Below are 12,742 nucleotides of genomic sequence, written 5' to 3' on the forward strand. Positions count from 1 at the left end.
TGCGTCAGATAAGTATTTTTCAACTGACAAAGCGCAATCGCGAGCAAGCCCGCTCCCACAAAAGCGCTCTTGAGCTTATAAGCCAGCCACCGTTTTAAACCCTCGCAAACGCCACCGCCGCCTCAAATTGCGCCTGCGTCGGCCGCACGCCGGTATACAGCACAAACTGCTCCAACGCCTGGATCGCAATCACCTCCAACCCGGTAATCACCCGCTTACCTTTGGCCCGCCCAAGCATAATCAACGGCGTTTCAGCCGGAATCGCCACCACATCAAACACCGTGTCAGCCGCATCAACAGCCTCAGCCGCAAAGGCTAACTGCTGCGCCTGCGCCCCGCCGGTCATGCCAATCGGCGTCACATTGACCAACATCTGCGGGCGCAACGGCCCCAACTCTGCCTGCCACTCGTAGCCCAAATTTTGCGCCAGCGCGCGACCGGCCAGCTCATTGCGCGCCACAATCACGCCATTCGCATAACCACCATCGCGCAAGGCGCTGCCCACCGCCTTGGCCATACCGCCGCTGCCGTGCAGGGCAAAGGTCGAAGCCTTGGGTACAGCATGCTTTTTCAGCAGTTGTTCGACGGCGATGTAGTCCGTGTTATAGGCCTTGAGGTGGCCGTCAGTGTTGACGATAGTGTTGAGGGACGCGATCGCCTTGACCGAGCTGTCCAGCTCATCGACCAGCGCGAGGCTGGCTTCCTTGAACGGCATCGACACGCCACAACCACGAACGCCCAGCGCCCGTATACCACCGATCGCGCCGGGCAAATCCTGACTGCTGAAAGCCTTATAGTAGAAGTTCAAACCCAGCTGTTCGTACAGATGGTTGTGAAACCGCAAGCCAAAGTTTCCGGGGCGTGCCGACAATGACATACACAGCTGGGTGTCCTTGTTGGGGTGCATCTGCATGGCAAACTCCTTTAAGTAAGCAAATCGGTACAGACCTTACACAACCTTTACCTATCGGCTGTGCTGTTTTTCAGAAATACGTTGTCTTAAAAGTATCCCCGCGACAATCCTTGAGTCTATTGATTGCAGACCACAAGCGCAGGGGCTAACCGAGGAATGACCATGATTCGTAAAATCCCCAAAATCGCCTTGCTTATCGGCGCACTCGCTATGGCAGGCCAAGCCTCAGCTCACGGTGGTGGTTGGGGTGGCCCGGCCGTATTGGGTGCTTTGGTTGGCGCAGCCGTAGTCGGTTCCATGGTTGCCAGCCAGTCCCAGCCGGTCTACGTGCAGCAACAACCAGTGTACGTGCAGCCGCAGCCGGTGTACGCCGCGCCTCCACCGGTTTATTACGCACCGCCACCACCGGTGTATGTGCAACAACAGGTTTATTACCGCCCGGCGCCGGTCTATTACGGCCCACCGCGTGCCTACTACGGCCCTCCCCACGGCTACTACGGCCGTGGCTGGTAACACTAAGTTGACATGACAGGAACAGGCCTCGCCCACACGCGGGGCCTTTTTTTGCCCGCACGTCCAGGTTGCTACTGCCAACGTCGCTGTGAGGACAATGGTCGAGGCGTATTCGTACATCATTATGGCCAATGTCTACTTGCCCAAACGCGCTTCGGGCTGTCATGTTGACGTAACGAAACAGTCTCACTATTGACCCTGTCCACCCAATAACAACAAGGACAATCGACCGATGCCCACGCAAAACCCACACCGCACCGCTGGCCTGTGTACTTCCAGCAAGGTTTATAGTGCGCTGACCGAACTCAAGCACCTTGAAGGCCACCGCAGCGCGAAGTTCCTGGCGCTGTTGGCAGAAAACCTGGTGCTCAAAGGCCTGATCAGCGAACAGGAAGTGGTGAGCATGCTCGACCAGGTAGTCGACTGACGTCTGGCGTTGATGTCGACTATCGAGCCCGTTGATTTTTCCTCCGGGCATCAGGCCCGTATGGTGACCCCAATAGCAATTGGAGGTCCTTATGCCCACTGTTCAGATCATGTCCGTTATCGGCAGCGCCGTCCCCGCTTCTCTTCGGGAGCATGGGTTGCTGGCCTGTTGGTACGTGGTACGCGATGGCGAGCCCATCAGCGGCCCGCTCACCTCGTTAAACGCGGCACAGAAGCAGCTGCAAGCTACAAGTTATAAGCTACAAGCCTGATCGCTTGCAGCTTGAAGCTCGCAACTTGCTGCTCCCCCCCTGCTAAGGCAACGGCAGTTTGACCCGTGGCTTGCTTTCGACGAACAGCGCCCAACTGGATATAAACAGTGCCGCCACCAGCGGCCCGATCACAAACCCGTTCAGGCCAAACACCGACAGGCCGCCGAGGGTCGAGATCAGGATCAGGTAGTCGGGCATTTTGGTGTCCTTGCCCACCAAAATCGGGCGCAGCACGTTGTCGACCAGCCCGATCACAAAGACGCCGAACAAGCCCAGCACCACGCCTTGCCAGATCGAGCCGCTTAACAGGAAGTAAGCGGCCACCGGGCCCCACACAATGCCCGCGCCCACCGCTGGCAACAGCGACAGAAACGCCATCAGCACCGCCCAGAGCAACGCGCTGGGAATATCCAGAAACCAGAAGATCAAACCGCCCAGCGCACCTTGGGTCACGGCCACCAGCACGTTGCCCTTGACCGTTGCGCGCACCACACGGTTGAACTTGAGCTGCAACCGACGCTTTTGCGGCTCGGCCAACGGCACCGCCGTGCGCACTTTGCGGACCAGCTCCGGGCCATCGCGCAGCAGGAAAAACAGCAGGTAGAGCATGATGAAAAAGCTCACCAGAAAATCAAACGTGCCCTGGCCGAAGCTGAACGCCTGGGTCGCGAAAAACTGGCTGCCCTGCATCGCGCTTTTGACGATATTTTCGCGCAGGCCTTCGAGGTTGCCCATGCCGAAGCGGTCCAGCAGGTGTTGGAAGTAAGGCGGCAGGAAGTTTTTGAACTGCTCGATATAGCCCGCCACATCCAACTGGCCGCTTTCTATATTTTTGTACAGCGTCGCGCCCTCTTGCACCAGCAACACGCTGGTAATGATCACCGGCAGAATCGCGATGACCAGGCACACCGTCAACGTGGTCAGAGACGTCAGGTTACGGTTCCAGCCGAAACGCATTTGCAGGCGCCGTTGCATCGGGGCAAAGATAATGCCGAGGATGACCGCCCAGAACACCGCGCCATAAAACGGCAGCAATATCCAGATAAAAGCGATGGTCACCAGCACCAGCAGTAACAGCAGGGTTTTGAATTGCAGGTTGGTTTGATTCATGTCCGGTCCATGTCAAAAAGCCGGGTGCGTATATGCGCCCTGCTGCTTAGTCCGCTGCAAGCCCTGCGAGTGCCATCTTTGTTGCAAGCGTAGACGCAGATCAATAACGACGGTTCATACCTGCACTAACCTGCGGCACTTTTTGAACCCGGTGCCGACCATGCCGCCTATTCTTGCCCCCGAACTGCTCGCCCCCGCCGGCACCCTGAAAAACATGCGCTACGCCTTCGCTTACGGCGCCGATGCGGTATACGCCGGCCAGCCGCGTTACAGCCTGCGCGTGCGCAACAACGAGTTCGACCACGCCCACCTGGCGCTCGGCATTCAGGAGGCCCATGCGCTGGGCAAACGCTTCTACGTGGTGGTGAACATCGCGCCGCACAACGCCAAGCTGAAGACCTTTCTCAACGACCTGGCGCCCGTGATAGCGATGGGCCCGGATGCACTGATCATGTCCGACCCCGGGCTGATCATGCTGGTGCGCCGCCACTTCGCGCAGATACCGATTCATTTGTCGGTGCAGGCCAATACGGTGAATTGGGCGAGCGTGGAGTTCTGGCAGCAGCAAGGCATTTGCCGAGTGATTTTGTCACGCGAGCTGTCACTGGAAGAGATCGACGAGATCCGCCGGCAGGTCCCGACCATGGCGCTCGAAGTGTTTGTGCACGGTGCCTTGTGCATGGCGTATTCCGGGCGCTGCCTGCTCTCGGGCTACCTCAACAAGCGCGATGCCAACCAAGGCAGTTGCACCAACGCGTGCCGCTGGAAGTACCAGGCCACTGCGGCCGTGGAAAACGCCACCGGCGACATCGTCCAGCCGTATCCGCCGGAGCCGACACTGGGCATCGGTGCGCCGACTGATCAAGTATTCCTGCTGCAAGAAGCCAATCGACCGGATGAGCTGATGCCGGCGTTTGAAGACGAACACGGCACCTACATCATGAATGCCAAGGACCTGCGTGCCGTGCAACATGTGGAACGCTTGACCCGGATGGGCGTACATTCGTTGAAGATCGAAGGCCGTACCAAATCGCACTTCTACTGCGCGCGCACCACTCAGGTGTATCGTCAGGCAATTGATGATGCAGTGGCCGGTCGCGCCTTTGACCGCCATTTGATGACCGATTTGGAATCGCTCGCCCAACGGGGTTACACCGAAGGTTTCCTGCGCCGCCATGTGCACGACGAATACCAGAATTACCAACACGGCAGCTCAGTGTCGGAACGCCAGCAATTCGTCGGCGAACTGACCGGCGAGCGCTGCGGCGAGTTGGCCGAGGTCAAGGTGAAGAACCGCTTTGCGGTGGGTAACCACCTGGAGTTGATGACGCCCGCCGGCAACGTTCACTTCGCCTTGGCAATGATGCATAACGCCAAGGGCGAGGCCATCGACGTGGCGCCGGGCGATGGGCACACGGTGTATGTGCCGATCCCTGCGCAGATGGATTTACGCTTCGGCCTGCTGATGCGTGCTGTCTCGTAGCAACGGCCGCTGCGGTGTCAGATCTTGAACTGCCCGACCAATTGCCCCAACCGCTGGCCAAGGTCGGCCAGGCTGCGCGAGGTTTGCGCGCCCAACCGGGTTTCATCGGCCACACTGTCCACCGCCACGGCAATTTGGTGCACGCTGCGGTTGATCTCTTCGGCCACGGCGGTTTGCTCCTCGGCGGCGCTGGCGATCTGCGCGTTCATCGAATTGATGGTGCCGATCAACTGGGCCATGGTATCGAGTGACGTCCCGGCCTGGTTGGCCTGGGCCGACGTGCCATCACCGGCATCGCTGGAGCGGCGCATTGCATCCACAGCGGCCTCGGTGCCTTTTTGCAGGCGGTCGATCATGCCCTGAATTTCCTGGGTGCTGGTTTGGGTGCGGCTGGCCAGGGCGCGCACTTCGTCGGCGACCACCGCAAAACCACGCCCGGCCTCACCGGCCCGCGCGGCTTCGATGGCGGCGTTGAGTGCCAGCAGGTTGGTCTGTTCGGCAATCGAGCGAATCACCCCGAGCACGCTGACAATCGACGACACATCCTGCTGCAAGCTGTCGAGGGACACGCCGCTGCTACGAATATCGTTCACCAGCGCATGGATCTGCGCGATGCTGCCGTCGACCACACGCTTGGCGGCCTGGCCTTCTGCATCGGTCTGTTGCGCGGCGACGGCGGCGCCCTGCGCACTGCGCGCCACTTCGTGTGCGGCGGAGGACATCTGGTTGATCGCGGTAGCCACCTGGTCGGTTTCGTGGCGCTGACGCTCCATCGCCTGTTCGGAACGTTGGGCCTGGTCGGACACCTGGCTGACCAGCCCCGTGAGTTGCGTGGTCATCTCGGTGATCTGGCGCACCAAGCCGTGGATCTTGTCGACAAAACGGTTGAACGCGCCAGCCAGATCACCCAGCTCATCGTGGCTGGTGATTGCCAGGCGGCGAGTCAGGTCGCCCTCGCCGGCAGCAATGTCGTCGAGGTTGGCTTTCATCAGGTTCAACGGCCGCAGAATGGTATTGGCCACCACCATGCCGACCGCGGCGATCACCAGCAGCACCACCACCGCCAGGCCGAGGATGCTCAGCAGTACGCCTTCCATACGCTTCTCGACCTTGGCCTCGACCACCGCCACCTGCGCTTCGATGCCATCCAGGTTCACCGAGGTCCCTATCACCATGTCCCACTTCGGCAGGTAATCGGTGTAACCCAGCTTGAGCACCAGTTCGGTTTGCCCCGGCTGGGTTGAGCTGTATTGCAGGTAATGGCTGCCGTCCTTGCCGACCTTGACCAGGTCGCGGTTGACGTAGACGCCGTTGGGGTCGCGGTTGTCCTTGAAGCTCTTGCCCACGCCGTCCGGGCTGTTGCCCTTGAACAGGCGGATGGTTTCGGAGTCGTAGCCGAAGAAGTAGCCGTCCTTGCCGTAGCGTGTATTCGACAGCAGCTTGACCACCTCGGCCCGCGCCGCGGTATCGCCGGGGGCAGCCGCGTCGTACAGCGGTTTGATGGTGGTCATCGCCACCTCAACGTAACTTTGCAGGGTGGCCTTGGCGTCATCGAGCAGACGCTGGCGGGTTTCATCCACCTCGTTGCGCGCTTGCCCTTGCAGAATCCACACCGTGGTCAGGCTGATGACCATGGCAAACAGCAACACCGGAACGACGGCGAGGGCCAAAACTTTGCCCTTTAAACTCAGACGCATGGCTTTTCTCTCTTATTAGTGGCGACTTGAGAGGTTAACGGCCAAGTTAGAAATAGCTGTAGGGCACCCTGTGGCAAGCCCCCCCGCTAAAGCGTCATCGCCGCAATCCAGCCAAACGCCAGCAACGGGATGTTGTAGTGCAGGAACGTCGGCACCACGGTGTCCCAGATATGGTGGTGCTGGCCGTCGATATTCAGGCCGGAGGTCGGCCCGAGCGTAGAATCCGAGGCAGGCGAGCCGGCGTCGCCGAGCGCACCCGCCGTACCGACGATGCACACGATGGCCAGCGGGCTGAAGCCCAGTTGCACACACAGCGGCACGAAAATCGCGGCCAGAATCGGCACTGTGGAAAACGACGAACCGATGCCCATCGTCACCAACAGCCCCACCAGCAACATCAGCAGCGCACCCACGCCACGACTGTGGCCGATAAACGCCGCCGAGGTTTCCACCAGCGAGCGCACGTCGCCGGTCGCCTTGAGCACTTCGGCAAAGCCCGACGAGGCGATCATGATGAAGCCGATCATCGCCATCATCTTCATGCCTTCGGTGAACAGGTCGTCGGTTTCGCGCCAGCGCACGATGCCCGACACCGAGAAAATCAGGAACCCGGCCAACGCGCCATGATCATCGAGTCCAGCCACAACTGAATAATGAACGCCGCCGCAATCGCCAAGCCGGCCACCAGCAATGTCAGTGGGTTGTACTGCACCGCCACCTGCTCGACGCGCTCGATTTTCTCCAGGTCATACACGCGCTTCTTGCGGTAGCTGATAAACACCGCCACCAGCAGGCCAACCACCATGCCCAATGCAGGCAAGCCCATGGCGTGGGTGACGTTGACCTGGCTGATGTCGACGCCGCTCTTGGCCACGTTGGCCAGCAGGATCTGATTCAGGAAGATATTGCCAAAGCCCACCGGCAGGAACATGTAAGGCGTGATCAGCCCGAAGGTCATGACGCAGGCAATCAGGCGACGGTCCAATTGCAACTTGGTCAACACGTACAGCAGCGGCGGCACCAGCAACGGGATAAACGCGATGTGGATCGGCAGGATGTTTTGCGAGGCAATGGCCACCGCCCACAACAGGCCGATCAACAGCCATTTGACGTGATTGCCGCCGGTGGCCTCTTGGCGATCCACCAACATCAATGCCTTGTCGGCCAGCGCGTGGGCCAGCCCGGATTTGGCAATTGCCACCGCGAAAGCGCCGAGCAAGGCGTAGGACAACGCCACAGTGGCGCCGCCACCCAAACCGCCGTTGAAGGCCTTGAGCGTGGCCTCGATGCCCAGGCCACCGGTCAAACCACCGACCAGGGCGCCAACGATAATGGCGATGACCACATGCACGCGGGACAGGCTGAGCACCAGCATGGTGCCAACCGCGGCGATGAATGCGTTAATCATGGTTACCTCAAGACAGAAACAAAAAAACAGGCATGCCCGCGCCCGAGCAGCCATTCGGGTGGCTGCCAGCGTGCAGGCTTTAAGAGGTCTTATTAGAGGGCGCGCACTTTGCAGCAGGCGCGCGCGCATGTCAAAAACTCTGGCGCCACAGCGTGCCAGGCAATGTGAAGTGCAGGCGCTGGCTATTCGTCAGCAATGGGTGGCGGACATGAGCACCAGCATGGCCCAAATCGAAGGCTTGGCGGCCAATAGCGAGAAGATCGGTTCGGTGCTGGAAGTGATTCGCGCGATTGCCGAGCAGACCAACCTGCAGTAACAATCAACAGCAGGGGCAATTTCGCGTGTAAGCGGCACAGCTACCAGCCCCTCAAGCTGGCATGCGGTCAACTGTGGGAGCGGGCTTGCTCGCGATGCAGACACCTCGGGCCATCAGGTACACCGAGTTGATGCCATCGCGAGCAAGCCCGCTCCCACAGAAAAGGCCACTCAGGCCTGCCGTTTGGGCAGTTCGACCAACACCTTCAAGCCACCCAGCTCACTCTCCTGCAACTGCAACACCCCGCCCCACACCTCGACGATGTCGCGCACGATCCCGAGCCCCAAGCCATGGCCGTCAATCTGTTCATCCAAACGCGTGCCACGGCTGAACACTTGGTCGCGCTGGATTTGCGGAATCCCCGGCCCATCATCTTCGACCACCAACACGTAGCTGTGCGCCGTGTCACGAATGCTCAAGCGTATCTCGGCGTCCGCCCATTTGCAGGCGTTGTCCAGCAGATTACCCAGCAACTCCAGCAGGTCCTCGCGATCCCAAGGCAATTGCAACCCAGGCGTGACGTGGTAACTCAAGTCCAGGTGTTCACCGTGGATCATGCTCAGCGTGGCCAACAAGCCCGGCAGTTCTTTTTCACAGTCAAACAACGCACCCGGCAGCGTTTCACCCGCAAGGCGCGCACGGTTGAGTTCGCGATTCAACCGCTGCTGCACGTGATCAAGCTGTTCACGCAACAACCTGGCCAATTCCGGATGGGCCTTCAACTGTTCGTTGGAGGCCACGCTCAACAGCACGGCCAATGGCGTTTTCAAGGCGTGGCCCAAGTTGCCCAACGCGTTGCGCGAACGCTTGAGGCTGTCTTCGGTGTGGGCCAACAGATGGTTGATCTGCGCCACCAGCGGTTCCAGCTCCAGCGGCACTTGGGTGTCGAGTTGCGAGCGCTGGCCCTGTTGCAGTTGGGCGATCTGCTCGCGCGCGGTTTCGAGTGGGCGCAAGGCGCGGCGCACGGTGACCCGCTGCAAAATCAGCACCAGCAGCAACGCCGCAAGGCCCAGCACCAGACCAATCTGGCGCATCAGGCGAAAGCTTTCCCGCACCGGCGTGTAGTCCTGAGCCACGCTGATGGAAATCAATTGGCCGAAGCGCTTGTAGTCCGAACGAAGGACCAGCAGTTGCTGGCCTTCCGGCCCCAACTGCAAGTTGCCCTTTAGCCCAGCCTCGGGCAAGCGCGGCAGTTCCTGGTCCCATAACGAACGGGAGCGCCAATGCGTGTCGCTAAAGTCGATACGAAAATAGTGCCCCGAAAACGGCCGCTGGTAGGCCGGCGACAAACGATGTTCGTCCAGCTGCACGCCGTTCGGCCCGCGCACCAGCGCCACCAGCAGGTTCTCGCTGTCGTTGCGCAACCCAGCTTCCAGGTAGCGCTGCAAACCGGCCTCGAACAACCACAGACTGGTTTGCGCCAACACCACGCCGACGATCACCATCACGCTGATCAAACCGAGGCTCAAGCGCCGCTGAATGGACCTCATGCAGGGCTGGCGCCAAACCGGTAACCCTGGCCGCGCCGGGTTTCAATCACACTGCGGCCCAACTTGCGGCGCAGGTGGTTGACGTGAACTTCCAGCACATTGGAGTCGCGCTCGGTCTCGCCGTCATACAGATGCTCGGCCAAGTGGCTTTTCGAAAGGATTTGTTCCGGGTGCAACATGAAATAGCGCAGCAGGCGGAATTCGGCGGCGGTCAACTGAATCTCGTCGCCATCGCGCAGCACGCACTGGCGCCCTTCATCCAGGTGCAGGCCGGCGGCTTGCAGGGTGGGCTGGTTGGCGTGGCCGTGGGAGCGGCGCAACAGGGCCTGGATGCGCAGGTGCAGCTCTTCGGGGTGGAACGGTTTGCTCAGGTAATCATCCGCACCGGCCTTGAGCCCTTCGATACGTTCGGCCCACGAGTCGCGCGCCGTGAGTACCAGCACCGGCGTAGCCAGGCCCGCGGCGCGCCATTGCGCCAGCACCTCAAGCCCGGGCAAACCGGGCAGGCCAAGGTCAAGGATGATCAGGTCATAGGGTTCGCTGCGGCCCTGATACACGGCATCACGCCCATCGGCCAGCCAGTCGACGGCATAGCCTTGACGCTGCAGGCCAGCCAGCACTTCATCGGCCAGCGGAACGTTGTCTTCCACCAGGAGCAGGCGCATCAGTCATCTTCCTTATCTTTGAGCAACGCACCGGTGGTTGCATCCAGTTTGATCTCGCGCACCACGCCTGCAGGGGTCACCAGCTCTACTTCATAAGCGTAGTGGCCGTGTTTTTTTTTCAAGCTCGGCTTCCAGCAACCGCGAGCCAGGATGCCGCGCCATGGCTTGCTGCAACAATTCCTCCAGCGGCAGGATCAGCCCCTGCTGGCGTAGCGCCAAGGCTTCATCCTGGTTAAGGTCGCGGGCGGCCAGGCTTGAGCAAAAAGCCAGGAGCGCCAGCACCATCAAACCGCCGGCGCGTCGAAATACCTTCATTACGTATCCTGATGATTCTTGAGAACGTGCCCGGACAGCGCGTCCAATTCGACGTCCCACTCGATGCCATGCGCGTCTTCGAGTTCGACTTGATAGACGTACTTGCCATAGGCCTCGTCCAAGTCGGTGTCGAGCAGGGTTGAACCTGGATGCAGCGCCAGGGCTGTAGCTTCCAGCTGATCGAAGGCGACAATTGTAACAGTGCCAGGCAATTTCAGTGGTGTGTCGGGGTCCACTGCTTGGGCCAGTGCCGCCGTGGACGCGATGATACAGGCGGCGACCAGCGCTGTGAGGCGCTTCATGGTAAGTCTCCGTTTCAGGATGTTTTTCCTACGCAGGCCACCGTACTCGCTGCAACTTAACTGAAACTGAATTGCCACCATGGCAATTTCATACAGCCATCTTTACCTATGCGTGTGCGAGTTTTCCTATAATGCCCCGCTCGCTTCAAATGAGACCGGTATGACAGCCATTCACATCAAGTTTCCCGCCCTGACCCTCAAGGCCGGCAAACGCGCCTTTGCACGTATTCGCGAACAAGGCCTGGCGCCTGCGGATGTCGGTACCCTGCCCGGTGCGGCAGGTGGCCCCAAGGCGCTGGGCATCCAGGGTCTGGACCTCGCGCTGTTCGGCGACTGGCTGCCGCGCGCGCCACGCGAACGCGCGCTGATCGGCGCTTCCATCGGCTCCTGGCGGTTCGCCAGTGCCTGCTTGCCCGACCCGGTGCAAGGCCTGCTCGACCTCGGCCGCCTGTACAACGAACAGCGTTTCGCCAAGGGCGTGAGCATGGCTGAGGTCAGCCGCAGTTGTCAGCGCATGCTCGATGACCTGTTGGCCGGTCGCGATGCGCGGGTGTTGGACAACCCCGACTATCGCCTGAACATCATGGTGGTCAAAAGCCACGGCCTGCTCGCCGATGACCATCGCGGGCGCCTCGGCTTGGGCTTGTCGTCAGTGATCGCCGATAACCTGCGCGGCCGCGCACGCCTGTCACGGCACTTTGAACGGCTGATCATCCACGACCCACGCCAAGCGCCGCCGGTGCATCCGCTGACGGATTTCCCGTCGCGCTTTCTGAACCTGGAGCTCGGTAACCTGCGCCAGGCGCTGTTGGCGTCCGGCTCGATCCCGTTGGTGATGCAAGGTGTGCGCGACCTGCCCGGCGCCGGCCAAGGCACCTACCGCGACGGCGGCCTGCTTGACTATCACCTCGACCTGCCCTACCACGGCGACGACATTGTGCTGTACCCGCACTTCACTGACCGGGTTATCCCCGGCTGGTTCGACAAGGGTTTGCCGTGGCGCCGCAGCCATCCACAGGGCTTGCAGGATGTGTTATTGCTCGCACCGTCGAGGGACTACCTCGCACGCCTGCCGCATGGCAAATTGCCGGACCGCAGCGACTTCAAGCGCTTCCTGGGCGACGATGTGAGCCGCAACAAGTACTGGCAAACCGCGATGAGCGAGAGCCAGCGGCTGGGCGATGAGTTCCTGCAACTGGCCGATAACGGCGGTTTGGGCGAGCGCTTGCAAGCGCTTTAACCCAGCGGTATGCGCGGTGACGGATCAAGCTGTTAAACTTGCCGACTGCCAGACACCTGACCGAGCTGAAAACACTGTGGAAATCTTCAAAGAGTTTACCTTCGAATCCGCCCACCGCCTGCCCCACGTGCCGGAAGGCCATAAGTGCGGGCGCCTGCACGGGCATTCGTTCAAGGTGGCGATTCACCTGAGCGGCGACGTGGACCCGCATACCGGCTGGATTCGCGACTTCTCGGAGATCAAGGCGATTTTCAAGCCGCTCTATGAACGCCTCGACCACAACTACCTGAATGACATTCCTGGCCTGGAAAACCCGACCAGCGAAGTGCTGGCCAAGTGGATCTGGAATGAGCTGAAACCGCTGCTGCCGGAACTCAGCGCGATTCGCATCCATGAGACCTGCACCAGCGGCTGCATCTATCGCGGCGAATAGCCCACCTCGCTCCAATAACAACGGGGCTAAACCGGCGCCCTGAAAGCCGACCCACTCTGCCAAACCGAACGCGGTCAAAAATGTGGGAGCGGGCTTGCTCGCGATTCTGATGTGTCAGTTGAAAAATACTTATCTGACTCACCGCAATCGCGAGCAAGC

At 60.4% G+C, this 12,742-nt stretch carries 12 protein-coding genes and 4 pseudogenes; 7 read left to right on the forward strand and 9 right to left on the reverse strand.

Features of this window, described 5'->3' with window-relative positions; translation table 11 throughout:
- Positions 1–94: 94 nt before the first annotated feature.
- Positions 95–913, reverse strand: a complete 819-nt coding sequence (locus F0169_RS09140) for a shikimate 5-dehydrogenase (protein WP_058414973.1) — start codon at positions 911–913, stop codon at positions 95–97.
- A gap of 156 nt (positions 914–1,069) precedes the next feature.
- Between F0169_RS09140 and F0169_RS09145 the strand changes: the two genes are divergently transcribed.
- The 3 genes from F0169_RS09145 (at position 1,070) to F0169_RS27810 (ending at position 2,124) form a co-directional block, all read left to right on the forward strand.
- Positions 1,070–1,426, forward strand: a complete 357-nt coding sequence (locus F0169_RS09145) for a hypothetical protein (RefSeq protein WP_152746310.1) — start codon at positions 1,070–1,072, stop codon at positions 1,424–1,426.
- A 232-nt stretch (positions 1,427–1,658) separates the two neighbouring features.
- Positions 1,659–1,853 (forward strand): hypothetical protein, encoded by a 195-nt coding sequence (locus tag F0169_RS09150; protein ID WP_058414975.1) that lies wholly within the window; start codon positions 1,659–1,661, stop codon positions 1,851–1,853.
- A gap of 91 nt (positions 1,854–1,944) precedes the next feature.
- The gene (locus F0169_RS27810) at positions 1,945–2,124 is read left to right on the forward strand and encodes a hypothetical protein (protein WP_058414976.1); all 180 of its coding nucleotides are present in this window, start codon (positions 1,945–1,947) and stop codon (positions 2,122–2,124) included.
- A 42-nt stretch (positions 2,125–2,166) separates the two neighbouring features.
- On the opposite strand, the gene F0169_RS09160 is transcribed toward F0169_RS27810, so the two are convergent.
- Entirely contained in the window at positions 2,167–3,234 is a 1,068-nt protein-coding gene (locus tag F0169_RS09160; RefSeq protein ID WP_058414977.1) for an AI-2E family transporter, read from the reverse strand.
- A gap of 160 nt (positions 3,235–3,394) precedes the next feature.
- On the opposite strand from F0169_RS09160, the gene trhP reads away from it, so the two are divergent.
- Positions 3,395–4,717 (forward strand): prephenate-dependent tRNA uridine(34) hydroxylase TrhP, encoded by a 1,323-nt coding sequence (trhP, locus tag F0169_RS09165; protein ID WP_152746311.1) that lies wholly within the window; start codon positions 3,395–3,397, stop codon positions 4,715–4,717.
- A 17-nt stretch (positions 4,718–4,734) separates the two neighbouring features.
- Here trhP and F0169_RS28350 read toward each other — a convergent pair whose 3' ends face one another.
- From F0169_RS28350 to F0169_RS09175, 3 genes and pseudogenes are all read right to left on the reverse strand, one after another.
- Positions 4,735–5,556, reverse strand: coding sequence for a methyl-accepting chemotaxis protein (locus F0169_RS28350; RefSeq protein WP_425274286.1), 822 nt, complete (start codon positions 5,554–5,556; stop codon positions 4,735–4,737).
- 36 nt (positions 5,557–5,592) lie between these two features.
- Positions 5,593–6,414, reverse strand: a pseudogene (locus F0169_RS28355) (cache domain-containing protein); the annotation flags it as partial.
- Between the two features lie 86 nt (positions 6,415–6,500).
- Positions 6,501–7,819, reverse strand: a pseudogene (locus tag F0169_RS09175) (Na+/H+ antiporter family protein).
- Between the two features lie 223 nt (positions 7,820–8,042).
- On the opposite strand from F0169_RS09175, the pseudogene F0169_RS28360 reads away from it, so the two are divergent.
- Positions 8,043–8,132, forward strand: a pseudogene (locus tag F0169_RS28360) (hypothetical protein); the annotation flags it as partial.
- Between the two features lie 176 nt (positions 8,133–8,308).
- Here the strand turns inward: F0169_RS28360 and F0169_RS09185 are convergent.
- From F0169_RS09185 to F0169_RS09200, 4 genes and pseudogenes are all read right to left on the reverse strand, one after another.
- The gene (locus F0169_RS09185) at positions 8,309–9,628 is read right to left on the reverse strand and encodes a sensor histidine kinase (protein WP_058414982.1); all 1,320 of its coding nucleotides are present in this window, start codon (positions 9,626–9,628) and stop codon (positions 8,309–8,311) included.
- Entirely contained in the window at positions 9,625–10,293 is a 669-nt protein-coding gene (locus F0169_RS09190) for a response regulator transcription factor (RefSeq protein WP_058414983.1), read from the reverse strand. Before F0169_RS09190 ends, F0169_RS09185 begins: the two co-directional genes overlap by 4 nt.
- Positions 10,293–10,608 (reverse strand): annotated as a pseudogene (locus F0169_RS09195) (PepSY domain-containing protein). Before F0169_RS09195 ends, F0169_RS09190 begins: the two are co-directional and overlap by 1 nt.
- Positions 10,608–10,910: a PepSY domain-containing protein gene (locus tag F0169_RS09200; RefSeq protein ID WP_058414988.1), complete on the reverse strand. Its 303-nt coding sequence runs from the start codon at positions 10,908–10,910 to the stop codon at positions 10,608–10,610. Before F0169_RS09200 ends, F0169_RS09195 begins: the two are co-directional and overlap by 1 nt.
- A 160-nt stretch (positions 10,911–11,070) precedes the next feature.
- Here F0169_RS09200 and F0169_RS09205 point away from each other — a divergent pair, with 160 nt between their 5' ends.
- A complete protein-coding gene (locus F0169_RS09205; RefSeq protein ID WP_152746314.1) occupies positions 11,071–12,150 on the forward strand; it encodes a patatin-like phospholipase family protein in 1,080 nt (359 codons plus the stop codon).
- 76 nt (positions 12,151–12,226) lie between these two features.
- Positions 12,227–12,583, forward strand: coding sequence for a 6-carboxytetrahydropterin synthase QueD (gene queD, locus F0169_RS09210; RefSeq protein WP_058414152.1), 357 nt, complete (start codon positions 12,227–12,229; stop codon positions 12,581–12,583).
- Positions 12,584–12,742: the final 159 nt, after the last annotated feature.

Source organism: Pseudomonas kitaguniensis (genome assembly GCF_009296165.1).
GTDB lineage: Bacteria > Pseudomonadota > Gammaproteobacteria > Pseudomonadales > Pseudomonadaceae > Aquipseudomonas > Aquipseudomonas kitaguniensis.

Coding starts and splice junctions, on each gene's coding strand:
- F0169_RS09140 (WP_058414973.1), bottom strand. CDS start 913: ATGCAGATGCACCCCAACAAGGACACCCAGCTGTGTATGTCATTGTCG.
- F0169_RS09145 (WP_152746310.1), top strand. CDS start 1,070: ATGACCATGATTCGTAAAATCCCCAAAATCGCCTTGCTTATCGGCGCA.
- F0169_RS09150 (WP_058414975.1), top strand. CDS start 1,659: ATGCCCACGCAAAACCCACACCGCACCGCTGGCCTGTGTACTTCCAGC.
- F0169_RS27810 (WP_058414976.1), top strand. CDS start 1,945: ATGCCCACTGTTCAGATCATGTCCGTTATCGGCAGCGCCGTCCCCGCT.
- F0169_RS09160 (WP_058414977.1), bottom strand. CDS start 3,234: ATGAATCAAACCAACCTGCAATTCAAAACCCTGCTGTTACTGCTGGTG.
- trhP (WP_152746311.1), top strand. CDS start 3,395: ATGCCGCCTATTCTTGCCCCCGAACTGCTCGCCCCCGCCGGCACCCTG.
- F0169_RS28350 (WP_425274286.1), bottom strand. CDS start 5,556: ATGACCACGCAACTCACGGGGCTGGTCAGCCAGGTGTCCGACCAGGCC.
- F0169_RS09185 (WP_058414982.1), bottom strand. CDS start 9,628: ATGAGGTCCATTCAGCGGCGCTTGAGCCTCGGTTTGATCAGCGTGATG.
- F0169_RS09190 (WP_058414983.1), bottom strand. CDS start 10,293: ATGCGCCTGCTCCTGGTGGAAGACAACGTTCCGCTGGCCGATGAAGTG.
- F0169_RS09200 (WP_058414988.1), bottom strand. CDS start 10,910: ATGAAGCGCCTCACAGCGCTGGTCGCCGCCTGTATCATCGCGTCCACG.
- F0169_RS09205 (WP_152746314.1), top strand. CDS start 11,071: ATGACAGCCATTCACATCAAGTTTCCCGCCCTGACCCTCAAGGCCGGC.